Genomic DNA, 25820 nt, shown 5'->3' on the forward strand with positions numbered 1-25820 from the left:
ATGGACAAAAAAACAAATCATTTAATGTCACCAGATTTAATGCCCATCCCCCACAATGAGAAAAAAATCAGCACCCTGGGTTTTTCATTCATGTGGGTCGGAATGGCTGTTGTACTGGCAGCTTTCGCTATAGGTGGAGCGGGTGTTCAGGAGATATCCTTGATCTGGGTCGTTCTCGGCACATTGTTGGGAACGATTCTAATCGGTCTTGCCATTTCAGTAACGGCTGATATTGGAATTGAACACGGGATATCTTTCCCTGTTTACATGAGAGCCCCCTTTGGGACGATAGGTACCCATTTTCCATCTATCGTGCGTGGAGTGGCTGCATCCATGTGGTTCGGGATTAATACGTTCTTCGGTTCAACAGCTATCAACGGAATTTTAAACATCTTATTCGGTTTTGATAATTGGTTTGTTTGTTATATTCTTTTTGCTTTATTCCAATTATTCAACACGGCATTAGGAATCAAAGCGGTAGAAAAGTTCGCCGACCTGGCTGCCCCGATCATCATTTTAATTGGAGTATGGATGTATTTTACTCTTGCGGGAACAGCTTCTGAACAGGGGAAAGACATATGGAGCTGGGTGGAAAGCCCTGTAACCGGAGGAGCAGCTTTTACAGCTTTTGTAGTCGTCGTTGTTGGGAATATGGGATATTGGTCAACGCTCGCAGCTGATATAGCTTCCATCTCCCGTTTTATAAAAGCACCGAAACTGGAACGTAATTGGGTGAAAAGAAACAAAGGGGCTCTCGTAGGCAGCCTTGTAGCACTGCCTTTGACCCAAACATTCATCGTGGTTCTTGGTGCCGTTTCCTACATTGCTGTCTCCAACTTTGACCCTGTGGTCGCTTTACAGGAATCAGCCAGTGGACTTGTCTTAGGTATCCTTCTATTAATGATCGTTCTTGCTCAGTGGTCGACAAACGTATCAGCAAACATTGTACCTGCGGCTACCATCTTTTCAAATGTCGGTGGACCGAAGCTGCCATTCTGGGCCGGCGTTTTCATTGCAGGCCTTGTAGGAACAGTCATTCAGCCCTGGAGTATCTTCAATTTATTGATTCCGGTATTATTGATTGCCGCAGCCATTCTCTCTGTTATCGTAGGCATCATTTTTGCCGATTACTATTTATTGAGAAAACGGAGAATGAACGTTTATGATTTGTATAAACAAGGGGGGCAATTCCGATACGATGGAGGTGTCAACTGGGCTGGTATCATTTCATGGGTAATTGGAAGTGCTTTTGCGTATACATTTTCCACCTATTCTTTCTTCGTCGGATTTGGCGTAGGAGCCCTGTGTTATTACTTATTAGCTAAGCATTGGTATTTCAAAAAGCATCCCCAGGCAGAAATCGATAACCCAAGTGACGATGAATACCTCGGCATCACTGTAGGTCGTGACTGGGTAATTGGTGAAAAATTTGTAGAAGAAAAGCTGGGGCAGAAAACAGGTACAGAAGGATCAACACAGAAAATGGATGCATAACGAGGAGGAATTGAAATGTCTGACCATCGCGAGTTTGAAGCGGAACGTGAAAAAATTGATTTCTTATTAGAACAGGGTTATGTCATTAGCGGCGTCACTGAAAATCTGAGTGGTGCTTTCGTGGAGTTTCAATATAAGGGGAATGATTCTGATAAAAGTGGAATAGAACGACTTCACATCCTACACCCGGACTCCAGGAAGTATTTCTCTACTATACTTGTTCAACAACAGAAAAAACAGAGTGTCAAATAGAAAGAAGAGGACTGGCTCACGCCAGTCCTCTTTTATTTCTTCTCCACCTTCCACTTAAGCTCCCTTTAGTGGTAGACTCAGTTTCGAGACAATTGTGTGGTTCTAGGGGCTGCGGGAAAAGGTTCGCTTTCCATGGGGCGGGCGGTGAGCCTCCTCAGGCTACGCCTTCCGGGGTCTCACCTGTCCCACACGTCCCATAGGAGTCTCACCGTTTCCCTCCGCCCCTTTGCCATGGGAGCTTCTCTAAACTACTCCTAAAAAGTCAGCTTGTATGGATACGGGAAGTGGATGATCAGAAGACCTCCATAGTACGTAAAACCTTGATCCGGAGCGTTTTATAACTTTAACAGTTGGATAGTTGAAGACCACCCAACTTGGTACATGGGTTCGTTTCTCCTTTACATCGAAAGGAGGGTGGGAAGCTGCGAGACTCCCGCGGGAATGGATTGGCTGGCAAGACCCTACAGGACCAAGTCCGAGGAGGCTTGCCGTCATCCCCGCAGGAAAGCGAGTAGCTTCCCAGCCACCCCCGACGCCCAATAAGGTAACGAAACCCGAAAACATCTCGAAACTGAGTCTTCAAGAAACCTGCCAGTTTGTTGAAGATCAGGCGTGTGTTAGATTCACTAGGACTATTAAACTTTTTTGTAAGAAAATCTCACAATCTATTAGATTTTTCTGAAAAATTGTTGTACTTTAAAAGAGGGGTCATTCAATGAACGAACACATGTCGATTGAAAACATCCTGAAAAGGGACCATTTCGCTTCTGCTGAAGTTATTGCTGGTCAGAAGGGCATTGACCGGCTGGTCAAATGGGTTCACGTTTATGAGATGATCGAAGTGAGAAAGAACCTGAAAGGTGGAGAGCTTGTCCTTTCAACAGGATTTGGTTGGAAGGATGATGATGAGCTTTTTCTTCACTTATTAAAACAATTGATAGAAAAAGAAGTAGCCGGAATTTGTATTGAAATCGGAAGTTTCGTTGATTACATAAGCCAGGAAGCGATTGATTTTGCCGAAGCCAACGATTTTCCGATCATCTTATTCCGGGAAGAAGTTTCTTTTGTGGAAATTACCCAGGATATTCATGCGGATCTCATCAATCAGCAGTATGAGTTTATTACGAATTTAGAAGATTATTCGCAGCGTTTGAACAAACGGTTATTATCCATTGATAATTACTTTGAGATTCTAAAAAACTTGCAGCAATATGTGAATTGCCAGCTGGTCTATATTGCCAAGGATCATACGGTCGTCACGATCCCGGCTTTGAGAGAGAAAGAACGCGAGCAAGTATTGATGGAGCTGAGCAAGCCCGACATCGGATCGAGAAGGGTTTTAAAACAACCGGTGCAAGTATTCGATCGGGAATTTGCGAATATTTACTTATTGTCCAACCGTAGAGAGTTCGGTGAATTCGAATCTTTATTATTGGACAGGACGGGGACTGCGCTTGCGCAATACTTGTTAAGAGAACTTTATACTGAAGAAAAAAGAAAAGCAAAAGAAACGGAATGGCTGACGGAATGGTTGCAGGGAGAGCATGAGGAAGAGGAAATTCGTGATCGGCTTGCTGTGTACAAATTGGATAAAACCGTTAAAGGAGCCATTGTTCTAACCATTAAGTTAAATATGGTGGATAGACAGAAATCGAACCCTGATGTGACATATATGAATATGCTCATTCACAATATCTTTGATCAAAACGGCTATTATGTTTTTCCGGTGGAGAAGAGACATCAGCTTACTTTTATTCTGTTGAATAGAAAAGAAGCAGAAGATTGGAAGGAAAGGATCAAACGCGGGGTTGTAAGGCTGCAGAAGATTAGTCTGTTGAATGACTCTAGTATCTCATCTTTTCAAATTGCCGGGGGGAAATACGTCAAAGAACTTTCCAAGCTTCATGAAAGTTTTCAAACCGCCCAGGAGACTTTAACTTTACAGGAGAAGCTTCCGGAAAGTCAGTCCAAATTCTTTTATGATGACTTACACATGTACAGATTGATATCCCTTGTCCATCAGCACAGCAACCTCGATGGATTGGTGGAGGAGTACTTAGAACCGATTATCAAGTATGATGAAAAGAATAACACGAACCTCCTTGAGACATTAAGGGTCTATTTGGCGTGCAATGGATCTAAAAAAGAAACCGCTTCCAAAGTTTTTGTAGTGCGTCAAACATTATATCATCGCCTTGAGAAGTTAGAAAAACTGCTGGGACCTGACTTTATGGAATGTGAAAAAAGGCAGGTCATCGAATTTGCGCTTCTCGCTCATGAATATCAAAGAGCCGTAACCTAACCACCATCCTTAACACTTATTCTTTTCTTCTGAATAAGTGTTTTTTTTTCACCCTTTTCCTACTAAAGCTTCCTTTAGTTGAAGACTGTCTCACCTGTCCCACACGTCCTTTTGGTTATCCGGTTCCAGCGCCTAGCGGCTAGTGAGACTTCCCTCGCTTCTGTACGATAAGTCAACATCGAATTGCTACGCTCTCCGTGTTTCCTTTATCTCCGCCAGCTCAGTCCAGTCCATACGCCGCTGATCGAGGCGCCTCACCGCGCTCCCGCGGAAAGCGAGTTATTCCCCGCAGCCCCCATCCACTCAAAAAACATCTCGAAACTGAGTCTTCAACAATAAGTTCTCTTGTCATTATGTGAAAGTGGGGAGTTGACTGTTTGACACTATGTCTAATGAAAGCGCATCTTAAATGTTAGATAATTAAGATAATTCTAACAAAAGAACATTGAGGAGGAATCTCCGTTGACTAAAGCTGATGTGAAAAGCGAAATGCTTTCAAAAGATGAGAAATATGTATGGCACTCCATGAAACCTTATAATCCTGATGCAACAATGGTAGCAAAAAGTGCAAAAGGTTCCTGGATTACTGACATAGACGGGAACCGGTTCTTAGACGCCATGTCAGGCTTATGGTGTGTGAACGTAGGATATGGACGAGAAGAACTCGCGAAAGCAGCTTATGAACAGATCAAGGATCTTTCTTATATGCCACTTACACAAAGTCATGAAGCAGCGATACAATTAGGAGAGAAAATTAATCAGCTGCTTGGGGATGATTATGTTGTCTTCTTCTCAAACAGTGGTTCGGAAGCCAATGAAGCAGCGTTTAAAATGGTTCGTCAGTATCATCAGCAAAAAGGAGACCATTACCGCACGAAATTCATTTCAAGGTATCGAGCTTATCATGGAAACTCCACAAGTGCGTTAGCGGCCACAGGTCAGGCACAGCGGAAGTACAAATATGAGCCTCTTGGACCCGGTTTTCTGCACGTGTCTCCACCTGATGAATATCGGAATGATCATAGTGAAAAAGATCGGTGGGGAGCAAAGGAAATTGATGATGTGATGACATGGGAATATAGTGAATCGATTGCCGGGGTGATTATGGAGCCGATCATAACTGGGGGTGGAGTGATTGTCCCGCCGGAACAGTATATGAAAGAGGTTCAATCCATTTGTGAAAAACATGGGGCCCTTATGATTGTGGATGAAGTGATTTGTGGGTTCGGCCGTACGGGTAAGCCGTTCGGTTTTATGAACTATGGGGTGAAGCCCGATATCATTACGATGGCGAAAGGAATTACGAGCGCCTATCTTCCTCTTTCAGCAACGGCAGTCAAACGGGAAGTGTATGAAGCGTTTTGTGGAGATGATACGTATGACTTTTTCCGTCACATTAATACATTCGGTGGTCATCCGGCGGCGTGTGCCGTTGCACTTAAAAATATTGAAATTATGGAAAGAGAAAACTTGTTTGAGCGTTCGCGCGATTTGGGAGTGACGGCAATAAATGATTTGAACAACCGTCTTCAGAACCATAACCATGTGGGTAATGTGAGAGGGAAGGGCTTGCTCATTGGAATTGAGATGGTGGAGAGCAAAGAAACGAAGGAACCACTGGCCGTGGAGAAAGTTAATCAAATTATTGCCTATTGTAAAAATAAGGGTATTCTGATTGGGAAAAATGGGATGACAGTGGCTGGATTCAACAATGTCATTACTCTATCTCCTCCATTGTCTATTGAAGAAGAGGATTTGACTTATTTGCTTGATAACGTGGTAGAGGCGATTCATTCGATATGACCTTGATGGGAGGTTCCTAACATGCAGATAGGGATACCGAAAGAAATTAAAAATAATGAAAACCGCGTAGCAATCACTCCGGCTGGTGCGGTTAACTTAATCAACGAAGGGCATGAAGTTTTTCTAGAGTCCAATGCTGGGGAGCGTTCTGGTTTTTCTAATCAGCACTATGAAGAAGTTGGAGTGGAAATTGTAGGTACAGCGGCAGAAGCATGGGCTAAGCAAATGGTCCTGAAGGTCAAGGAGCCGCTTGCAGAAGAGTACCGATATTTTTATGAGGGATTGATTTTGTTTACGTATTTGCACCTTGCTGCCGATGAAGAATTGACAAAGGCATTGGCAGAGAAAAAAGTGGTCGCTATTGCTTATGAGACCGTTCAGTCTGAAAATGGATCCCTCCCCTTGCTCACACCGATGAGTGAAGTGGCTGGAAGGATGGCCACTCAAAAAGGTGCACAGTATTTAGAGCGTACCCATGGTGGAAAAGGCATTCTTCTTGGCGGTGTTCCCGGGGTGAAACGAGGGAAAGTAACCATTATTGGTGGCGGAGTTGTAGGGACAAACGCTGCAAAAATTGCTATCGGGCTGGGGGCAGACGTGACGATGATCGATCTAAGCCCAGACCGGCTAAGGCAGCTGGATGACATATTCGGATCTTCAATCAACACACTTATGTCGAATCCTTTGAACTTGAGTGAAGCTGTCAGAGAGTCCGATTTGGTTATCGGAGCGGTTTTAATTCCAGGGGCAAAAGCGCCAAAACTTGTGACAGAGGATATGGTGAAGTCGATGAGTCGGGGAAGTGTGATTGTAGATGTTGCTGTGGACCAGGGCGGGATTGTCGAAACGGTTGATCACGTCACGACTCATGATGATCCAATTTATGTGAAACATGGAGTTGTCCATTATGCAGTTGGTAATATGCCAGGAGCTGTTCCGCAAACATCAACCCTTGCCCTGACGAATGTCACGGTTCCTTATGCTATCCAAATCGCGAACAAAGGGTTTCAAAAAGCATGCATGGAAAACGGCGCCTTACTGAAAGGAGTCAATGTTGTCAATGGAAGTGTGACTTATCGTGAAGTGGCAGAAGCTCATGGGCTGGACTATATGGAGGTGGAGAAAGCGCTAGGACCGAAGTCATTTGTTTCATAAAGAATAGCGTCTCGCCCAAATGTTAGGCGGGACGTTATTTTTTTGCAGAAAGTACTTCAATCTTCTTATCATGAATAACATGGAATAAGCCCTTATTCTATATTAAAGGAGATCAACCCATGGATTTCATGATTGACTTCACCCCATATGCGGGACTTGCTGTGTTGTTATATGCGGTGAGGCAGACTAAACGCGTGCCAAACCGGTACATCCCCATCATAGCTGTTGTCCTAGGAGTTGCTTTTTCCTATTGGCAGCAGGGTATCTCTCCTTCAGCAACGGTGGAAGGGTTGAAGTATGCATTGCTTGGCATCGGAACCGTGGCAGGAGTTAAGTATTTTTTAGAGAAAAAAGAAGATGGAAAAAAGGACTGAGCACTTGTAGCTCAGTCCTTTTTGTCTTAAAAATATAGAAAACAGATCACAACAATTTGAGAGAGAAACGAATAGATAAGAGAACAAAAAGAAAAGCACATAGGAAGCATACTGTAAAAATAAGGATCAGATGACCATTTGGAAATAGGCCGGTTTATTAACAAGGGACAGCATACTCGCTACGAGTATGCTTGGGATCGCCATGATAAAAGTGAAATCCGTTGCAGCTCCTTGGCTCAATCCCATTAACACACTGCTGGTTAATAAACTCCATCATCTCCATAAACGGACACCTTTTCCTTTACGCATCCACCAAATGGTAAGGAAAGCGACTGCAGTGATGATGCCATACGTCCATATGGAGTACACCTTCATATAGAGCACAATATCACGCCACGAATCTTCAAGAACGACCCCAGTGTAGATTAGAGCTGTATTCCAAATCAAACTGCCCGAAAAGGTAAGGAAAAGAAAAGGGATGAGGGAGAAACGTGCCATTCCAGCAGGGAATGAAATAAAACTTCTGACAAGTGGAAGCATACGGCAGAAAAAGACTGCCCAATATCCATAATTCTCAAACCATTGGAAAGTTTTGTTTACATCTGTTTTCGTGAGGCGCAGATATTTCCCGTAACGATCCACCCACTCTTCCAGTTTGTGTTTGCTGATGGACATCCCGATTCCATATAAAAGAAGAGAGCCGGTCAAAGAACCTGAAGTCGCATAAATGACGACAGTCGTCACCGTTAAATCCGTCCTAACTGACATAAACCCACTGAGTGGCAGAATAACTTCTGATGGAATAGGGGGAAAGAGGTTTTCGATCGCCATCAATGCGTAAACCCCTAGATACCCGAACTGTTCCATCATCCAAATGATCCATTCTTCCATGAACTTCTCCTCCAAAAGATGATCGATGTATTGTATCGGACAAGCTCACAAAATAGAACCTGAAATCAGTTTGTGAATATGTCTTTAAGTGCATCGATATTCAACATACCCCAACTGAATTCAATGGAAAAGGTGTCCCAGTCGGCACCTGACAGCCATCCTGCCAAAAAATGACGTGAGCGTTATTCCTGAAAACAGATAGTACAGGGTTAGGCGATCATCATTTTTCTTCAACGTTTTACCCCTTTCATTATTTACGAACGCATATTCCCTTTATGATTGAGAATATTATAGCAGTTGAAAAAGCGGATAGATATATAATATTTAATTTTGATTGAACAGAATAAATCGTTTTAAAAAGTACCTTCCTTCCTTGAAATAGATGCTTTCTGGATAGGAAAAGTTAGGAATTGTATCAATTATCTTTACATACAAAGGAAGCTGTGTATAATTAAAGTGAGTAATCACTCACATAGGAGGGATCGAATTGAATTCCATGGTTGAAATGCAAAATGTCATCCATCGTTATAGTAAGAACACCATTATCGATAAGGTGAATCTTTCCATTCAAAGCGGAGAAATTTTTGGGTTGCTGGGCCCTTCGGGAGCAGGAAAGACTACACTAGTCAAGTTGATAGCAGGAATATTAAAACCTACAGAAGGAACCATTTCACTTAAAGGGACAGCATTACGTCATCTTGCGCAGATGAAGAATTATGGATTCATGGCGCAATCGGATGCTTTATATCAAGAATTGACAGCATGGGAGAATCTTGATTTTTTCGCCTCCATTTATAACCTATCCAGAAAAAGAAGGAAGGAAAGAATCAGAGATGTACTGGAAATGGTTGACTTGTCCTCTTTCAAAGATCAACCCGTCGAAACATTTTCAGGAGGTATGAAAAGGCGGTTGTCCTTAGCGGCAGCTCTTGTTCATGAACCGGAACTGATCATTCTTGATGAGCCCACTGTCGGTATAGATCCTGTTCTGCGACGTTCCATTTGGGATGAACTCTATGAGTTAAAGGAAAAAGGAGTGACGATTATCGTAACCACGCATGTCATGGACGAGGCGGAAAAGTGTGATCGTCTGGCTCTGATTAAAGGTGGAAAAGTTATTGCTCTTGATACTCCGCAGAAATTAAAGGAAAAGGTGAATGTAACGTCTATGGAAGAAGTGTTTCTGCATTATGGAGGTGAAACAAAATGAATACCTTCCATGTAATGAAAAGAATCCTTCTCCAGTTTAGACGAGATAAAAGAAGCGTTGCCCTTATGGTGGTGGCACCACTCCTTGTTTTGTCACTTATGTGGATGGTCCTGGATCATGATGATTCCAAACTGGAACTAGGAGCCGTAGACGTTCCAGAAACCATGCTTGAAAAATTGTCGTCTGACACCCTTGATATTGAAACGCTGTCTTCTTCTAAAGCAGAAGAAAAGCTGGAAGAAGGGACATTGGACGCGGTGTTATATTTTGAGAATAAGGAAATATCACTGCTTCTTGAGGGAAGTAACCCAAATACTGCAGGCGCCATACAAAAAGAATTGCAATCGCTACGGGAGGATCAGCAAAACATGGTGGACGTAGAGTATTACCATGGATCAGAGGATCTGGGGTTGTTTGATTACGTAGGACCTGTCCTCATCGGTTTTTTTGTCTTTTTCTTCGTATTTATAGTAGGCGGTGTTTCTTTTTTAAGAGAACGCACACAGGGCACATTGGAAAGATTGTTGGCTACACCAATCAGACGGTCTGAAATCGTGTTCGGTTATCTCGCAGGATTTGGGTTGTTCACTATTGTTCAGTCCCTCATTATCGCGTCGTTTTCCATATACATCCTGGGGGTCTTTATGGAAGGTAATTTCCTATATGTGCTCATCGTCACCATATTACTTGCTTTAGCTGCTTTAAGCCTGGGTACATTGGTCTCGGCATTTGCTAAGAATGAGTTTCAGATGATTCAGTTCATTCCTTTGATTATTGTTCCTCAAGTGTTCTTTTCCGGTCTTTTCCCGACAGAAGGCCTTGGAACATGGGTACAGATGATTGGTGATATAATGCCTTTGACGTATGGTGCCGAAGCTATGAGAGGGATTATGCTGCGTGATGCTTCTTTTGCGGATATCCAATGGGAAGTTTATATTCTGCTTGGATTTACCGCTCTGTTCACGACGTTAAATATATTCGCATTGAAGAAGCATCGCCGTTTATAATGGTACAAGGAAAGCCATAGGAGGATGCTTGTATGACTGATTTTAAGAAGTTGGTGGAGACATTAGATCAGACCACAGAGGAAGATCGGAAGTTAACACCAAAACAGGAACAAATATTAAAAGCAGCGGTAGAGATTTTCGCTGAAAAGGGGTACGCATCTTCTTCCACAAGCGAAATTGCAGCCAGAGCGAATGTTGCAGAAGGCACGATTTTTCGACATTATAAGACGAAGAAAGACCTCTTGATTTCTATTGTGACACCATTTATGACAAAGTTTACACTCCCATTTTTTGCTTCTCACTTTGCCAATAAAGTGTTTGAAGAGCCCCCCGAGGAGTTAGAAGGGTTATTGCGAACTCTGTTGAAGAATCGGTTTGAATTTGCCAGGGAAAACGCTCCGCTTTTGCGAATTGTGATTCAGGAAATGGCCTTTCACCCGGAGCTTCAGGAAAGGTTTCAAGATGTGTTTCTTGAAGAAATTTTTCCGAAATTCGAAAACGCTTTGAACCAATTGAAAGGAAAAGGGAAGCTTGTAGAAATCCCTAATACTTCCATCATACGTATGATCATTTCCACCGTCATCGGTTTTTTGGTTACGCGTTTTATTATTGCGCCTGATCTGAATTGGGATGACGAAAATGAAATCGATTATACCATCGATTTCATCATGCATGGTTTGGCAAAGAGCTGAAAGAAAGGTCTATCCTATAATAGGATAGACCTTTCTTTGGTTTTTTAATTTTCACAGCACCGAATGAGTTGATTGTTTCACGTCCAAATTATTTCCCCTTGACACCTTACCTGATTTCTCGAGTGCTTGCAATTTGCTTGGGTATCCTAAGATCTTAAGGTAGATTTTTGTTTTTTAATGGCAGGATGAATAAAATACTTTCTTAAGTAAAAAAAAGCGAACCATAATGGTCCGCTGAATTAGGGGGATGGTTAAGGTCATTTAATTTTCCCTACGTACAAACAACAGGCCACCACTCAATAGAAACAGCCCCATCCCGAGTAATGCATATGTAGCATACGGTGTTGCAGTTTCAGGGAGCTCACCGCCTTCTTCCTCTGAGGATTCCTCCTGAGTCCCGTTCTCTTCAGAATCTTCCATTGGTTCATCTTCTGATGCTTCTGAATCACCAGAGTCGTCAGCTGAAGAGCTGTTACCTAAACTTTCACATGGGACGCCATCTTTATCTCGGTCCAGTCTATCCGGATCGTTGTTTTCATCGTACCCATTTTCTTCCCAATATTTTTCTGCTTCTGCTGTCGTGTCAAAATCGCTGCAGTCCTTGTCTCCATCATGACTGTCCGCACTTACGACTCCTGCGCTGCCAAAAGTCAAAGTCAAGACAAACAAAAAAATCAAGAATCTTTTCATTTTGTGAAAACCCCTTTTTGATAGATTCCCATCACCCCTTGGATATTTTTGTATATCTTTCTATTGCCTATATTTTTACAAATAAAACCATATTTTGAGTATTTGTTAAATTTTATTCAAAATAAAATGATGATAGGAGATGGGTTCTCTAAATGTGAAGGCGTGCCTGTCTGAATAAAAATATGGGCTAAGAAAAAAGCATGGGGCTTGAGCCCCATGCTTTTAGTTCATTGGCATTTTTTTCTTTTTGCGTGCTTTTTCTTTTTCGATCTGCTTACTGCGCAGTTGTCCGCAGGCGGCATCGATGTCTGTTCCATGTTCCGTACGCACCCCGCATTTAATTCCGCGGTCCATCAACGTTTGATAGAACGTAAGGATCGCTTCTTTTTCACTTCGCTCATAAGGGTTGTCCGCGACCGGGTTGTATGGAATCAAGTTGACGTAGGATAAGTGACGTTTATCCTTCAACAAGTCCGCAAGTTCTTCCGCTTCTTTCTTATGGTCATTGACGTCCTTGAGTAGAATGTACTCGAAGGTGATCCGCCTGTTTGTTTTTTCGAGATAGTAATCAATCGCCGGCATCAATTTTTCGAGTGGGTAGGCACGGTTGATTTTCATAATCTGGGTACGCAGTTCATTATTTGGTGCGTGAATGGAAAGGGCCAGATTAATCTGGATACCTTCATCTGCGAACTCATACATTTTAGGTGCAATTCCACTTGTGGAGACGGTGATATGACGTGCTCCAATGGAAAGGCCTTTTTGATCGTTCACGACCTTCAAGAAGTCAATCAAGTTGTCATAGTTGTCGAACGGTTCACCGATTCCCATTACCACGATGTGGCTGACGCGTTCATCGTTGCCTTGTTGATCCAAGTGCTGTTGGACCTGCATGATCTGTTCAACAATTTCACCACTGGAGAGGTCCCGGTTCTTACGAAGAATTCCACTTGCACAGAAGGAGCAGCCGATGTTACAGCCTACCTGTGTGGTTACGCATACGGACAGTCCATAGTTGAAACGCATCAGAACAGTTTCAATGACGTTACCATCATCCAATTTAAATAGGAACTTGACGGTACCATCCTTTGATTCTTGTTTTATTTCTTCAGAAAGTGTCTCAATCGTAAAATGTTCATGGAGAACATCAATACAAGATTGATTCACGTTTTTCATTTGTGAAAAATCGGTCACACGCTTTTGGTAGAGCCAGTCCCATACTTGCTTGGAACGGAACTTTTTCTCACCATGATCTATAAGCCAATCAGTCAGTTGGTCAAACGTCAATCCGTAAATGGATCGTTTCATAAATACGCTCCTCTTTAAAAAAAATCGCTATTCCTATCATACTCGAAATGGAGAACTTAAACAACAGGATGAGGAATGTTGAAATTTTACAAACATTTGCTGGTAGGGATTGATCTGAGTGAAGAAATGTAATGAGAAAGGGGTTACTTCAACATTTTTATGGGCCAATTACCGTGAACCAAAACCTATGATGTCCATGGTCCCTTTACTGAGGCTATGGAAGCAATTTTCTGCAATTACGTTATCTTTTTAAAATAAAGGGAAGGTGTTTTTTCAGAACTTCAATTTTCACCATAACGGAGGCACGCTTATGTTTACTTTGAATGATATTCCTATGTTTATCATAAATTTTTTTCTGATTCTACCTCTCGTCACACTCGTTCATGAAACAGGTCATGTTCTAGTCGCTCGTTTATTTGGAGGGAAAATACGTTACTGTATCGGTACGGGGAAATTATTGTTCCATGTGGGCCCTTTGGAAGTGAGGCGAATGTACTTTATGGAGGGCTGGTGTCAGTATGAGAAGCTTTCCTACAATAAGACGTGGGCGCATGTGTCTATCTATCTTGCTGGAAGTATTTTCAATTTGGCCATCATTCTAATGTTGAATTTAATGATTACCAAGGAGGTCCTTCCTGTTGATTTGTTTTTCTACCAGTATTCCTATTTCTCTGTATATTTCATCTTCTTTTCACTATTTCCCTATCGAAATGGGGACGGCAAGCCGAGTGACGGCATGGCCATCTATGATGTGATTCGTTATGGAAAAGCTAAAGATCCGATTGACTAATAGAAAGAGGGGAAAGCCATGCAGGCTTTCCCCTTACCTATGATCACTCGTCTTCAATATCCAGAAGCATCGTACGATTATGGAAAGCTCCACGCTCTTTTCTGCGATGCTGGCGAATGTGTTCCAGTTCTTCGATCGTGGCCCCGTGTGAATAAGATAAGGCATGAATAACTTCCAGAAGGTCAGCAAGTTTGGTCAAGGATTCCTTGTTTTCAACAGTGTGGAAATATTCTTCAACTTCATCTTTTAATTTGTTTTTCAATGAATCATCATACTCCTTTTTATTAAGAGTTCGAGTACGGATATTTCTCCCCGAATCTCTCAGTAAGTTAGGAATGTGATCTCGAACTAGTTTGTTGTGCTCTGTCAATGTTCCACTCTCCTTTCGGCTATACCCATCCTTAACCGTTTCCAGGAAAAAGAAAACACTAAATTGTTCATACCGTTTTGTATAGTTGGTGAGATAATAATCTCTTGAAAATTAAATGCAGACAAGTGAGGGACACTTGTCTGCATTTTTTCGATTTTTAATAGGGTCGTTTTTCCCATGAATCACTTTTTACTTCTATTGCCTTTCCGTTTATTTCCAAATCGTCAATATACCAGCCGCGGTTGTTAACACTTCCATCGGTTTCATAGATGAAGCGGATATGTGTAGTATCTGATGGTAGTTCAATATTTTGTGAGACCCATCCGTTACTGTCGCCTGTAAATCGATCCAGTGTTGTCCAGGTCTTCCCATCGTCTGATACTTCTATTGTTCCGAAGTCATACCCACTTTCGATTTCAAACCATGTACGGAAGGAAAGGGAAGCCGTTCCGCTGAGATTTACTTTTGCGAGCAGCTGTTTTTTCGCTTGGTCTCCGTAACCTGCAAACCATGGATTCGCTTTTTTATCCATGTCAATTGGAATAGCATCCGCTACTTTTCGTGCAAACCCTCTTCGCGCCCCGTTCGTAGAAACTGTCTCTCTTGTAGGGTGGACACGATTCGTTAATAATATAGCGATTGTTTCATTTGCAGGGTTGACCACGATGGAGGTTCCTGTGTACCCCGTATGTCCATATGTGCTTGGGCTCGAGAGAGCATCCATATACCATCCTTGTTGGAGTTCCCACCCTAACCCGTGGTCATCACCAGGAAATTGGGGGATGCGATTTTCAGTAAGCAGCTTAACGGTTTCAGGCTTAAGAATCTCGGTGTTTCTATAAGTACCCTCATTTAAAAACATATGCGCGAATTTGGCTAAATCATTTGCGGTGGAAAAAACTCCTGCATGACCAGCTACACCATCCAGTGACCAGGCGCTTTCATCATGCACTTCTCCCCACACAAGTCCACGATTCGTCCAAGGTTGGTCTTCCGTTGCAGCAATACGGGATTTTAATTTCTCATCTGGATTATACATCGTATCTTCCATTTTTAATGGTGTAGTAATGTATTTTTCAACAAATTCATCTAATCGCATATGAGAGAGACGTTCGACGAGAGCTCCTAATGTAATCATATTTAAGTCGCTGTAAGTATAGGTTGTTCCAGGCTCATTAGCAAGGGGATATTGTAAGACATGTTGTAAACGGTCGTTTCTGTCACCTTCAACTTTATAAAGGGGAATCCAGGGTTTGAAGCCTGAGGTATGTGTCAAAAGCTGTTCAATCGTCACGCTTCCCTTACCATTTTCGGCAAATTCAGGGAGGTACTTTGCGACTGGGTCGCTTAGTTTGAACGCGTCCTGTTCATATAAAATCATAGCGGCGGTGGATGTGAAAATTTTGCTGATGGAAGCGAGATCAAAGATTGTATCTTTCGTCATGGGGACGGGGTTCTCCGATTGAGTGAATTCATCGTCCTCATACTTCATGGCGTATCCGTAAGCTTCTTCTTTTACGATATGCCCTCTCCTTGCGACAAGAACTACGGCTCCGGGCATCACATTGTCTTCTATAGCAGAGAGTAGGAGAGGATCAATTTCTTGTAAAGGCTCATTTCTCATGCCAGCTCCTCGGACAGATCCTGGATGCAGGATGGGTGAGGAAGGCCCAGGTTGATCCCAGGAAAATGCAGGGTGGACAGTGCTTGAGTTTGTATGGACATTTGTTTTTACTCCTTTCTCTATATTCGGACCAGGTGCTGCAAGAATCGTATTCGGGATTAACAGGGTGGCTCCCAGAGTCGTTATTAACAGAGGGGATACTTTTTTCTTTTTCAATTCACAACCTCCTTTTTCAGATAATTCAATCATAAGGTTTTGGAATCTAGTTGTCTATACCACTTCTGATAAAATGGTAAATTATACCGAAAAGGGTAATAATGGCATGGGCTGAAGGGATTGGGAGGGGCCTTTCGTTGATCAAATGCAACAAGAATCCTTCAGGACTTTCATCAGCTCTGAGAGACAATTCTAGACTTTTACTCCCATTTCTCCCTATATGAGGAGGTTTCATTTGATTTTGGGTCCATTTACCCTAAATGTCGCTGCGGAGTTTTACCTTTCTAAAACTGAGGTATGTATTTATAAATCCAGATAAAGGAGGAATGAAAATGAAACTGATTCGCTCGGTAATCCATACTATCGTAGATATTCTCTTATTCATTCCACGTACGATAGGAAGATTGATTAAGAGAATCGTATAATTCCTAAACATAGAAAAGGGCCGCTCTTTTAGAGAGGGCCTTTTTTAATGGAAATGAAGGTTGAAATGGTGGGGCACGAAAGTAGAGGCTCCCGTAGAAAGGGGGAAGGAAACGGATGAAAGGGAAAGGGATTGCTCTGGTTCTCATAGGGGCTGCCAGCTTTGGGTTCACCCCGATTTTTGTAAAAACAGGTTTTTCTTTCGGCTACACACTCGGTGAACTGAATATTGTCCAAATGGTGATCGCATTTGTATTTTTGTGGGGAATCAGCCTATTTAAAAAGATTTCCTGGAGAGGGACAAGCAGAGGCGATCTGTTCAAAGTTATGTTGACGGGCACATCCGTTGGTTTGACGAGTATCTTCTATTATGGTGCTATGCAGTATTTGCCAGCATCTATTGCTATCATTCTACTTTTCCAATTCGTGTGGATTGGAATGATTTACGAATGGATCTTTACAAAAGTTATCCCTACCTCAATCAATTTTCTTTCATTGGTGGTCACACTCTTAGGGGTTGTGTGTGCGTCAGGTGTAATCGGAGGCGGCTTCTTTGAGCTTCCAATGGCTGGGCTTCTGCTTGGGCTGCTTTCAGGCTTTTCTTATGCGGGGTTTGTCTTTTTCAGCGGGCAGGTGGCGACAAAGACCGATCCTATTGTAAGAAGTGCCCTGATGGTAACTGGATCGTTGATTCTTGTGCTGGTTGTATTTGTACAAGACCTACCCACACTGCCGTTATTCGATATGCAATTATGGAGCATCGGCGCAGGAGTGGCTTTAGTAGGCGCAGTCATTCCGCCATTATTTTTTGCTCAGGGTGCTCCGTTGATTCCTGGGAGACTTGCCAATGTCTTGAGTTCTATTGAACTTCCAGTTGCCATCGTTTCAGCCATGATCATCCTATCTGAATCTGTATCTTTGATTCAGTGGACGGGGGTGAGTTTAATCATAGCTGCCATTTTCCTTAATGAGCTAGGGGGATTATGGTTAAAAAGGAAATCGGCAGAAAAAAGCCAGACCTTATAAAGGCCTGGCTTTCAATCATACGACAGCTTTTTGTTTTGATGAATCTTCTTTTTTGTTCTTTACATATTGGAAAGCAGAAACGGCTCCAAAAATTCCTAAACCAATGAGAGATATGATTAGGTTCGGATACACGAGCATGAGTCCACAAAAGACAAGGGCGATTCGTTCGATCCACGTGACTTTTGTTGCGAAATATCCGATCAATGCAGAGCTGATGGCCGCCATTCCTAATAAGGCTGTAATGACACTGATGGTTAAGTTGAATGCGTTGACGTCTCCTTGCAGCAATAAAATTGGATTGGTAACGAACACATACGGAATGATAAAAGCGGCAATCGCAAGTTTTACCGCGGTTACACCAGCTTTCATCGGATTGGCTCCGGCAATACCCGCTCCAGCATAAGCTGCGAGACAAACGGGAGGAGTGATATCTGCGACAATTCCGAAATAGAAGACAAACATGTGCACGGCAATGACTGGCACGTCAAACGCTAACAAAGCTGGCGCCGCCATCGTAGCAGTTACCACATAGTTTGCTGTCGTAGGCAGCCCCATCCCTAAAATAATACAGGCAATCATAGTAAAGAACATGACAAGGAAAAACTGCCCTTGAGCAAGATCAATGATACCTCCGGCGATTTTAGGTCCGAGACCGGTAGTCGTTACTGTTCCTGCTATGATTCCTGCAGTCGCACAGGCAGCAATGACGGGAAGGGCGACACGGGCTCCTTCTTCAAGCAATTTAATGATTCCTTTCCAGGACATGCGTGTTTCTTTACGGAAAAAACTGATAACAAAAGCCGTGACGATTGCAAATAAAGCAGCATAAGTAGGTGTGCGTCCGGCAAGTAGGAATCCGATAATGATAACGAGCGGAAGAAATAAGTCCAGTCGTTTGACCAGCTTATTTGTTTTAGGAAGTTCTTCTTTTGAAAGCCCGCGGATGTTTTGTTTTCTTGCTTCAAAGTGTGTACCTAAAAAGACCCCTGAAAAATACAAAAGAGCGGGTACAATCGCGATAACGATGATTTCGTTATAAGGGATCCCCGTGTAAGACGCCATGATGAATGCTGCAGCACCCATGATCGGCGGCATAAGCTGTCCCCCTGTTGAGGCAGAAGCTTCTGATGCTGCGGCGAAGTGAGGTTTGAACCCTGCATTTTTCATCATCGGGATCGTAAATGATCCAGAGCCCACGGTATTAGCGACTGAGCTTCCGCTTACCATTCCTTGAAGACCACTTGCTGCGACAGCAGCTTTGGCTGTTCCGCCCGTATATTTTCCTGTTAAGCGGAGGGCAAGATCATTGAAAAACTGACCAATGTTCGTTTTGACGAGAATGACTCCGAAAAAAAGGAAGAGAAAAATATAGGTCGACGATATTTGAATGGGAATACCGAAAATAGCACTGGAACTGAAAAACATTTTCGTTGCGAGCGTAGGCCAGTCATTGCCTGCGTGACCAATGATAGGAATGAAGTTTCCAAACATACCATAGAGCAGGGCGACAATCGCTATGATGACAATTGGAAGGCCGACGACTCGCCTTGTCGCTTCAAGTAACAAAAGAATGCCGGCTGTTGCAACAAATTGATCCATATAGGTGAATCCGAAGATAATCGCATCGTTTATGAGACGGTCATAATTTTGAATGATATAAAAGTTCGCGTAAAGAGCGATGGCAGCAAAAATAAGGTCATACCATGGGATGCCTCGTCTGCCCGTCAAAGAAGATTTAATCGGATAGAGGAGGTAGACTAAGCATAGAGCGGCACCCAGGTGAATCGCACCCTGTATAAGTGAAACATATGCTCCACGGTAAGCGGTATAAAGCTGAAAAATAGTCAGTGCACTCCCGAGGATTAAAGTCACCCAGCCCCAGGGGCCGAGGTTGGTACGGAATGTGCTCTCTTTGTCGTATTTTTTCATCATTTCCTGCTTGTCAACTTCCTTGTTATCTTTTTTCGTCACGCCTCTTACCTCCATTCTTTTCTAAATCAACGTTATAAAGAACCGGACAAAAAACAATGTCCGGTTCCGTTCCGCTTCCTTTATTCTAAAATGCCTGCTTCTTTGAAATATTTTTCTGATCCAGGGTGAAGCGGAAGTTCTTGAGCCCCTGTCAAGGCACTATCCTGCGTGATCAGCTTCGCTTGAGCGATCGACATATCCCCAGCATTTTCATAAAGTGTTTTCGTCATTTCATATGCTAGATCTTCACTGACCTGACTTGTTGAACCAAGAAGCAGAGCTAATGCAGTAATGGTTTCAACAGGCTCTTCCTGCCACTCATACGTACCAGGTTCGACTGTATAAGCTTCGTACTGACTATTGGAAGTCACTTCTTCTAATGCATCGCCTTCAATGTTCAGAAACTTAACTTCTCCTGTAGCCGCTTCTAATTCATCTGTCGTTGAGGAAGGGACTCCTACAACAGCGAAAGAGGCGTCAATCGTATTATTTTGAAGTTTACTTTTCGCATCTCCAAAACCTTCTTCAAACGCTTCATAGTCCCCTTCTTCGATGCCGTACGCAGAAAGAACCATCTCAGCCGCTTCACGAGTTGCCCCGCCTGGAGGTCCGACAGCTACTTTTTTTCCTTTTAGGTCTTCAATGGACTCAATACCTGTAGAATCCAATGTGACCACTTGGAGTGCCTCAGGATATAGGGAACCGATGACGCCGACATTTCCGACATCTTTACCTTCAAATTCACCCATTCCTTCAACCGCATTGATCATGGTCGTATTCTGAGCAATCCCCAGTTGGAAATCCCCCGATTGGATTTTGGCGATGTTTTCAACAGAAGCTCCAGATTCAACGGAACTAACGTCAAAACCCTCCATATCAATATTGTCTGCAAAGAGGTTTGCCATTTCTCCTCCCAGCGGATAGTAGACTCCACCGACACTACCTGTTCCCATTGTCAGGTTTGTCATTTCTTCGCCACCATCACTTCCGCTGTCCTCTCCTGAGGAACCGCTTGTCCCACTTTCACCACAAGCGCTCAAGAAAAGGCTTACAGTGAAGAGAAGAATGAACATTAGCCATGAATACTTTTTCATTTGAAGACCCCCTATTATGAAATTGGATTGATTTAAAAGGTTCTTTTTCACCCATTTAAATCAAAAAGTTCCTTATATTTACATGATTTTACCTTGTTTGTGGATGAATTACAATAATATTACAAAAATTGAGACGATTGAAACCCAGAGAGGGATAAAAGAAAAAGGAGCTCCTCGTAAGAGCTCCTCTCTAATGAACCAAAATGATAGAAGCCCTTATTTGGCATCCTTCTTTGGATTCCTTTATAAACTTTCACAAACAAGTCCATCCTGATCGTTTCCATCTAACCGATGGGGGTCTTGAGCAGGTCCTCCAGCAGCTTCATAAAAAGCTTGTGCTGCTTTTTGTGATGAGAAGTCACCACAGTCCCGATCTGGTCCGTGCGGGTCATAAGGGAGATTACCCTCAAAGGAGGAGGCTGGCAACTCCTCTGAACTCATTGATTCACTTTCGGTAAATCCTTCGTTCGTAACGTAACCGTCGATGCTCCAAATTCCTTTTTCTTGTTGTTTGGCACGAGTCTCTGCTTTTTTCATAGATGCTGAATGAACGTAAGGTGGATCATATTCATAAGCATATCGAGCAAGCCCTTTCTCTAGCAATTGCTGGTTGAAATTCTTTCCGTTCACCCAAATATAACCAAGAAGCCGGTCATAATGATCGCGCTTCGGCCCGTCATATTCGAAACGTACTTCTTTCCCCGACAACTTTTCTTTTGCAAATTCACTTGCCTCAGGTCCAAACCGCTGGACAGGCTTGTCTGGATGAACGGTTTCGGGCGTGTCGACAAGTAACAAACGAACACGTTCCTCTTTGCCATTCATCATAATGTCTATGGTGTCTCCGTCTACTACATTCGTAACGGTCCCACCAACATCTCCGGGCATTTTTTCTTCTTCTCCGGAAGCGTTAGATTCTTTTTCTATAGGTGCAACATCTTCTTTTTCTATGAAAGCACCTTCTACAGAATCTTGGGAGTGTTCGTTTTGACTTTCAGACATTTCTTCAGGCTTGGTGTCGGTACAACCGGTAAGTATGGAAATAGAGAGGACCAGCAAAACGATAAGACCACGAAAAGGCCGTATCCATGAATACATGGATATCCCTCCTTCCTTTTCAATCAAAAGAGCTGAGACAGGATTGTTTGATAAACAACAAGTAAAAAAATAGATTCGTAAATCAGACTTCTTGCGTTTTCATCACCGTCCCGGCCTTTCACCTGTTTTTATTCTACTAGCCTCTACTTCCTTTGACAAAGGTACAAAGGAGTTCCTTTGTCCTATCATTCGATCTGTCCGTTGAGATTTGAGAAAAATGTAGGACAAAGATTGACAAAACCACCTGCTTTTCGAGAAACTAGATATATTAAGGAAATAGGGAGAGATACATATGGCATTTGTCATTACACAACCGTGCCAGGGCGAACAAGCCGGCGAATGCGTTGACGTTTGTCCTGTTGATTGTATTGAAAAAGGGGAAGACCAGTATTACATCAACCCTGATATTTGTATAGACTGCGGCGCGTGTGTATCGGTGTGTCCGGTAGATGCGATTGTTGAAGAGTATGAGCTCACGCCCGAGGAAGAGCCGTATCTGGAAAAAGCGGAAAAGTTCTTCGGCAACATATAAAGAAAAAAGCCCTCTCATGGGCTTTTTTTATTTGCTCTATTATTTGGTGCTACAGAATCTCTAAAAATAACTTATTCAACTAAATGGCAGGATTGTGTAAGACTCAATTTCGAGACTTTTGTTGAGTGGATGGGTGCTGCGGGGAATGACTTGCTTTCCGCGGGAGCGCGGTGAGCCTCCTCGGACTGCGTCCTGTGGGGTCTCACCAAGCACTTTTTCCCCGCATGAGTCTCGCCATTCCCCTCCGCCCCTTTATTATAAAACGTTCTCGAAACCACTACTAAAAAATCAGCTTGTATGGATATGAGAAGTGAAGATTTAAACTCTACCTCGTTGACGTTTAGCATACGCAAATGCTTGATAGAACGCACTATATGCCCGCATTGGGGAGAAGGTTTGGAACCTTACTTATGAATACAGGTGTTCGAATTATCCACTTCCCTCAACCACTCAAGCTGACCCTTTTAGAAGTGGTTTCGAGACACTTATAAGGTCAAGAGGCGGAGGGAAACGGTGAGTCTCCTATGGGACGTGTGGGACAGGTGAGACCCCGGAAGGCATAGCCTGAGGAGGCTCACCGCCCGCCCCATGGAAAGCGAACCGTATCCCGGAGCCTCTAGAATCACACAAAAATCTCGAAACTGAGTCTTCCACAATCGGGAACTTATGTGAAAATAGAACTTAACAAAATTTAATAAATCGGAAGAACTTATTAAAGATCCTTAATTTGCCGCTTCTTTGAGAGGATCTCATTAATTCTTTTTATTAAAATCAGATAATTTAGATAACTTTGTGTGATTTAAAAGAGGAATAAGGGGTATGAGAATAGAAAGAACTTATAAAATAATCTTTGTGCAGGAGTTGATTGGATGCTCACGTCAGTTTATCCCCCCGAAGGTTCATATCAAGAGAGGTTCTATTTGATTGATCAATTGCGGGATTTAGGTTACACAGAGGATGCCTTTGGAAAAAGGACGATGGAGATGACTTTGCCTGAGTTGCAGCAGATTTTCATCAACTTGGAGTATCAAAGAGAAAGTGCGGTGGAAAATTAAAACCCAGCCATTCCATAATGGGCGTTACATAAAAAAAGAAGCGAACCGGCCATCTATCATTGGCGAATCGCTTCTTTTTTTATTTTGTTTCATCGTTATCGTTGAAAATCATGGATATCCTACCTATGCTTACTATGCAGGCCGGTGTGCGGCGATGAAATACTTGATGAAACCGACCTACAAAAAAGAGTATGCTCATTATAGTGATATAATAAACATTGGTGTACATAAAAAAAGCCAGAGCGTAGACGCTCTGGTTTTGAAAGAGGGAGACATTCTACAGGTAGAGGTTGTAGAGAATATGTCTCGACGTCTATTATAACCAAACCTATATTGAGAAAACAATTTTTCTCCCGAATTCTTTCAATTGCAAAGATAACGAACAATGAACCAGAAGGTGGTGATGACCTCTGGTTCTTTTTTATACACACCTGATCAGCGGAAAGGTGTTTTAATACCATCCGCTTTTGTGTGAACCACTTATAACGGGTAAAGGTGGTTCACACGAAAAGGTTTTTTAGTTGTAGAAAGATGCTCCTACGATAATCAAAAGGATGAACAATACAACGATCAATACGAAAGTGCTTCCGTATCCACCGCCGTATCCTCCGCAGCCACCATACCAGCCCATATCTTTCACCACCTTTTTTAATCCTATACGACACAGTATGAGGGGACAGGCTTCGAAGGCAGGGCGAATGTCTACTTTTATTAATTTGAGACATTCTTTGACAGAAAGCGTTTTATAAAAAGAAGTTGAATGGCCCCTTTAGTACCCTGCTGATGATTGAATATTTTTTACTGAATTTCGCCTCATTTGAGATAAAAAAGAAAAAAAGAAAAGAGAAAAAGACACGTGATGCCAAGCCTCCCAACGGTGTAAGCGCTTCACTTGTTTATCGAATCTTTAGAGTGTTCAGAAAATTTGCTGAAAACCTGTTGACCTTCCCTCGAAATGGGTTTAAAGTAGTCCTCAATCAACCACATCGATTACTTCAATCGTCCGGTTGATTCATGCGAAAGACCTGAGATTGGGACCCTGAAAATGTAAGATCACCACTTACCAGAAGGGTCCACATTTTCTTTATCATTCTTTAGTCATTTCAAACATTAAACTATAAAAGAAAGGAGTGCTGAAAATGAGCAGCCAATGGATTTATATGAGCGGCGAATACGTGAAGAAAGAAGAAGCCGTCGTTTCCGTTTATGATCACGGTTTCTTATATGGAGATGGGGTGTTCGAAGGGATTCGCGTATACGAAGGCAACATTTTCAAGCTTGATGAACATTTGAACCGTCTCTATGATTCAGCGAAGTCGATCATGCTCGAGATTCCACAAAGCAAGGAGGAACTCGAAGAGATTATTGCTGAAACCGTCCGCCGCAACCAGTTGGAAACCGCATATATCCGTGTCGTCGTTTCAAGAGGCGCCGGTAATCTGGGTCTGGACCCTTCCAGCTGTGCAAATCCCCGCTTGGTTGTCATTGCTGAAGCACTCGCTTTGTTCCCGAAAGAATTATATGAACGCGGGGTCCGGCTAGCTTCTGTATCAAGCAGAAGAAATCGCCCGGACGTGTTACCGCCCCAAGTGAAATCGTTGAATTATTTAAATAACATCCTTGTGAAAATGGAAGCCAATCAGGCTGGCGTTGATGAAGCGCTTATGCTGAATGACCAAGGTTATGTGACCGAGGGTTCTGCTGACAACATCTTCATCGTGAAGAATGGAACGATTTTGACACCACCGACTTATCTAGGTGCTTTGGAAGGGATCACAAGAAACGCCATCATCGATTTAGCTGAAGAAAAAGGCTACAAAGTCAAGGAGCAGCCGTTTACGAGACACGATGTCTACGTCGCTGATGAAGTATTTTTGACAGGGACAGCGGCAGAAGTGATCGCTGTTGTGGAAGTCGACCAGCGAAAAGTTGGAGATGGGAAGCCAGGTGTTGTCACAAACCACTTGCTTTCAGAATTCAGAAAAGTAACAACTACCGATGGATACAAAGTGTACAGCAAAGATCAAGCGAACGTTAGTTAGTAGAGGAACGCCGAGCAGAGTTGAGGCATTTGAAAAATAAATCACATGAACACGATGAAAGGAATAAAGGAATAAGTGCATGTATTCCCAGAGAGCCGGGGTTGCTGGAAGCCCGGAAATACATCTTATTCTGACATCATCCTTGAGTGTCCACGCCGAACGTTCATCCAGTAGGCGGGACCAGGTGTCTCACCGCACCTGTTATCAAAAGGGGTTCATATTGAATCCCATGAGGTGGAGCTTAATACGAATAGCTTCACGAATGAGGGTGGTACCGTGGAAGTAAAGAGAGACCTTTTCACCCCTCATATTCTTACGACACTGTTGTTGTGTTGCAGGAATCTGAGGAGGAAGAAGGTCTCTTTTTTGTTCGAAAGGCGAAAGGTTTGAAGCGGAAAGGC

The 25820-nt window shown here is 42.9% G+C and carries 24 protein-coding genes; 15 read left to right on the forward strand and 9 right to left on the reverse strand.

The annotated features are described in order from the left end of the window. The 6 genes from J0K78_RS06640 (at position 1) to J0K78_RS06665 (ending at position 7380) form a co-directional block, all read left to right on the forward strand. Positions 1-1494: an NCS1 family transporter gene (locus J0K78_RS06640; protein ID WP_206945960.1), complete on the forward strand. Its 1494-nt coding sequence runs from the start codon at positions 1-3 to the stop codon at positions 1492-1494. A gap of 15 nt (positions 1495-1509) precedes the next feature. Then, complete coding sequence (locus tag J0K78_RS06645; RefSeq protein WP_206945961.1) at positions 1510-1746, forward strand: hypothetical protein; 237 nt, start codon at positions 1510-1512, stop codon at positions 1744-1746. Between the two features lie 715 nt (positions 1747-2461). After that, positions 2462-4048 carry a PucR family transcriptional regulator gene (locus J0K78_RS06650; RefSeq protein ID WP_206945962.1) on the forward strand — a complete coding sequence of 529 codons (1587 nt, stop codon included), beginning with the start codon at positions 2462-2464 and terminating at the stop codon, positions 4046-4048. Between the two features lie 462 nt (positions 4049-4510). Next, a complete protein-coding gene (locus J0K78_RS06655; RefSeq protein WP_206945963.1) occupies positions 4511-5851 on the forward strand; it encodes an aspartate aminotransferase family protein in 1341 nt (446 codons plus the stop codon). A gap of 21 nt (positions 5852-5872) precedes the next feature. After that, the gene (gene ald / locus J0K78_RS06660; RefSeq protein ID WP_206945964.1) at positions 5873-7006 is read left to right on the forward strand and encodes an alanine dehydrogenase; all 1134 of its coding nucleotides are present in this window, start codon (positions 5873-5875) and stop codon (positions 7004-7006) included. 119 nt (positions 7007-7125) lie between these two features. Further along, the gene (locus tag J0K78_RS06665; RefSeq protein WP_206945965.1) at positions 7126-7380 is read left to right on the forward strand and encodes a phage holin family protein; all 255 of its coding nucleotides are present in this window, start codon (positions 7126-7128) and stop codon (positions 7378-7380) included. Positions 7381-7653: 273 nt separating this feature from the next. Here the strand turns inward: J0K78_RS06665 and J0K78_RS06670 are convergent, their stop codons facing one another. Beyond that, positions 7654-8271: a DedA family protein gene (locus J0K78_RS06670; protein WP_206945966.1), complete on the reverse strand. Its 618-nt coding sequence runs from the start codon at positions 8269-8271 to the stop codon at positions 7654-7656. Between the two features lie 496 nt (positions 8272-8767). Here J0K78_RS06670 and ccmA point away from each other — a divergent pair, with 496 nt between their 5' ends. Genes ccmA through J0K78_RS06685 form a run of 3 tightly spaced genes read left to right on the forward strand, consistent with a single transcriptional unit; the run spans position 8768 to position 11180 of the window. After that, positions 8768-9481 (forward strand): heme ABC exporter ATP-binding protein CcmA, encoded by a 714-nt coding sequence (gene ccmA / locus J0K78_RS06675; protein WP_206946281.1) that lies wholly within the window; start codon positions 8768-8770, stop codon positions 9479-9481. Beyond that, positions 9478-10488 (forward strand): ABC transporter permease, encoded by a 1011-nt coding sequence (locus tag J0K78_RS06680; RefSeq protein ID WP_206945967.1) that lies wholly within the window; start codon positions 9478-9480, stop codon positions 10486-10488. The genes ccmA and J0K78_RS06680 overlap by 4 nt, the downstream gene beginning before the upstream one ends. Before the next feature lie 32 nt (positions 10489-10520). Further along, a complete protein-coding gene (locus tag J0K78_RS06685) occupies positions 10521-11180 on the forward strand; it encodes a TetR/AcrR family transcriptional regulator (RefSeq protein ID WP_206945968.1) in 660 nt (219 codons plus the stop codon). Positions 11181-11441: 261 nt separating this feature from the next. Here the strand turns inward: J0K78_RS06685 and J0K78_RS06690 are convergent, their stop codons facing one another. Then, positions 11442-11870, reverse strand: a complete 429-nt coding sequence (locus J0K78_RS06690) for an excalibur calcium-binding domain-containing protein (protein WP_206945969.1) — start codon at positions 11868-11870, stop codon at positions 11442-11444. Positions 11871-12092: 222 nt separating this feature from the next. After that, positions 12093-13178, reverse strand: a complete 1086-nt coding sequence (gene rlmN / locus J0K78_RS06695; protein WP_206945970.1) for a dual-specificity RNA methyltransferase RlmN — start codon at positions 13176-13178, stop codon at positions 12093-12095. A 310-nt stretch (positions 13179-13488) separates the two neighbouring features. Between rlmN and J0K78_RS06700 the strand changes: the two genes are divergently transcribed. Next, a complete protein-coding gene (locus tag J0K78_RS06700) occupies positions 13489-13968 on the forward strand; it encodes a site-2 protease family protein (protein ID WP_206945971.1) in 480 nt (159 codons plus the stop codon). 43 nt (positions 13969-14011) lie between these two features. Here J0K78_RS06700 and J0K78_RS06705 read toward each other — a convergent pair whose 3' ends face one another. Together J0K78_RS06705 and J0K78_RS06710 are read right to left on the reverse strand one after the other, a co-directional pair. Beyond that, positions 14012-14230, reverse strand: coding sequence for a nucleoside triphosphate pyrophosphohydrolase family protein (locus J0K78_RS06705; protein ID WP_206945972.1), 219 nt, complete (start codon positions 14228-14230; stop codon positions 14012-14014). Positions 14231-14495: 265 nt separating this feature from the next. Continuing rightward, a complete protein-coding gene (locus J0K78_RS06710; RefSeq protein ID WP_242517751.1) occupies positions 14496-16178 on the reverse strand; it encodes a serine hydrolase domain-containing protein in 1683 nt (560 codons plus the stop codon). 540 nt (positions 16179-16718) lie between these two features. Here J0K78_RS06710 and J0K78_RS06715 point away from each other — a divergent pair. Beyond that, positions 16719-17627, forward strand: coding sequence for an EamA family transporter (locus J0K78_RS06715; protein ID WP_206945974.1), 909 nt, complete (start codon positions 16719-16721; stop codon positions 17625-17627). Between the two features lie 15 nt (positions 17628-17642). Here the strand turns inward: J0K78_RS06715 and J0K78_RS06720 are convergent, their stop codons facing one another. The 3 genes from J0K78_RS06720 to J0K78_RS06730 all read right to left on the reverse strand — a co-directional run bounded on the left by J0K78_RS06720 (position 17643) and on the right by J0K78_RS06730 (position 21790). Continuing rightward, positions 17643-19613 carry a TRAP transporter permease gene (locus J0K78_RS06720; protein ID WP_206945975.1) on the reverse strand — a complete coding sequence of 657 codons (1971 nt, stop codon included), beginning with the start codon at positions 19611-19613 and terminating at the stop codon, positions 17643-17645. 65 nt (positions 19614-19678) lie between these two features. After that, entirely contained in the window at positions 19679-20692 is a 1014-nt protein-coding gene (locus tag J0K78_RS06725) for a TAXI family TRAP transporter solute-binding subunit (protein WP_206945976.1), read from the reverse strand. A gap of 243 nt (positions 20693-20935) precedes the next feature. Next, positions 20936-21790, reverse strand: a complete 855-nt coding sequence (locus tag J0K78_RS06730; RefSeq protein WP_242517752.1) for a thermonuclease family protein — start codon at positions 21788-21790, stop codon at positions 20936-20938. A 292-nt stretch (positions 21791-22082) separates the two neighbouring features. On the opposite strand from J0K78_RS06730, the gene J0K78_RS06735 reads away from it, so the two are divergent. The 3 genes from J0K78_RS06735 (at position 22083) to J0K78_RS06745 (ending at position 23699) form a co-directional block, all read left to right on the forward strand. After that, complete coding sequence (locus J0K78_RS06735; protein WP_206945977.1) at positions 22083-22322, forward strand: ferredoxin family protein; 240 nt, start codon at positions 22083-22085, stop codon at positions 22320-22322. Positions 22323-23191: 869 nt separating this feature from the next. Further along, a complete protein-coding gene (locus J0K78_RS06740) occupies positions 23192-23377 on the forward strand; it encodes a hypothetical protein (RefSeq protein WP_206945978.1) in 186 nt (61 codons plus the stop codon). Further along, the gene (locus tag J0K78_RS06745; RefSeq protein ID WP_206945979.1) at positions 23361-23699 is read left to right on the forward strand and encodes a hypothetical protein; all 339 of its coding nucleotides are present in this window, start codon (positions 23361-23363) and stop codon (positions 23697-23699) included. Before J0K78_RS06740 ends, J0K78_RS06745 begins: the two co-directional genes overlap by 17 nt. A 195-nt stretch (positions 23700-23894) precedes the next feature. Here J0K78_RS06745 and J0K78_RS06750 read toward each other — a convergent pair whose 3' ends face one another. Next, complete coding sequence (locus tag J0K78_RS06750) at positions 23895-24008, reverse strand: YjcZ family sporulation protein (protein ID WP_206946283.1); 114 nt, start codon at positions 24006-24008, stop codon at positions 23895-23897. A 508-nt stretch (positions 24009-24516) separates the two neighbouring features. On the opposite strand from J0K78_RS06750, the gene ilvE reads away from it, so the two are divergent. Continuing rightward, positions 24517-25419, forward strand: a complete 903-nt coding sequence (ilvE, locus tag J0K78_RS06755; RefSeq protein WP_160912129.1) for a branched-chain-amino-acid transaminase — start codon at positions 24517-24519, stop codon at positions 25417-25419. The last annotated feature ends 401 nt before the right edge of the window (positions 25420-25820 follow it).

The organism is Halobacillus sp. GSS1 (genome assembly GCF_017307035.1).
Lineage (GTDB): Bacteria > Bacillota > Bacilli > Bacillales > Halobacillaceae > Halobacillus > Halobacillus litoralis.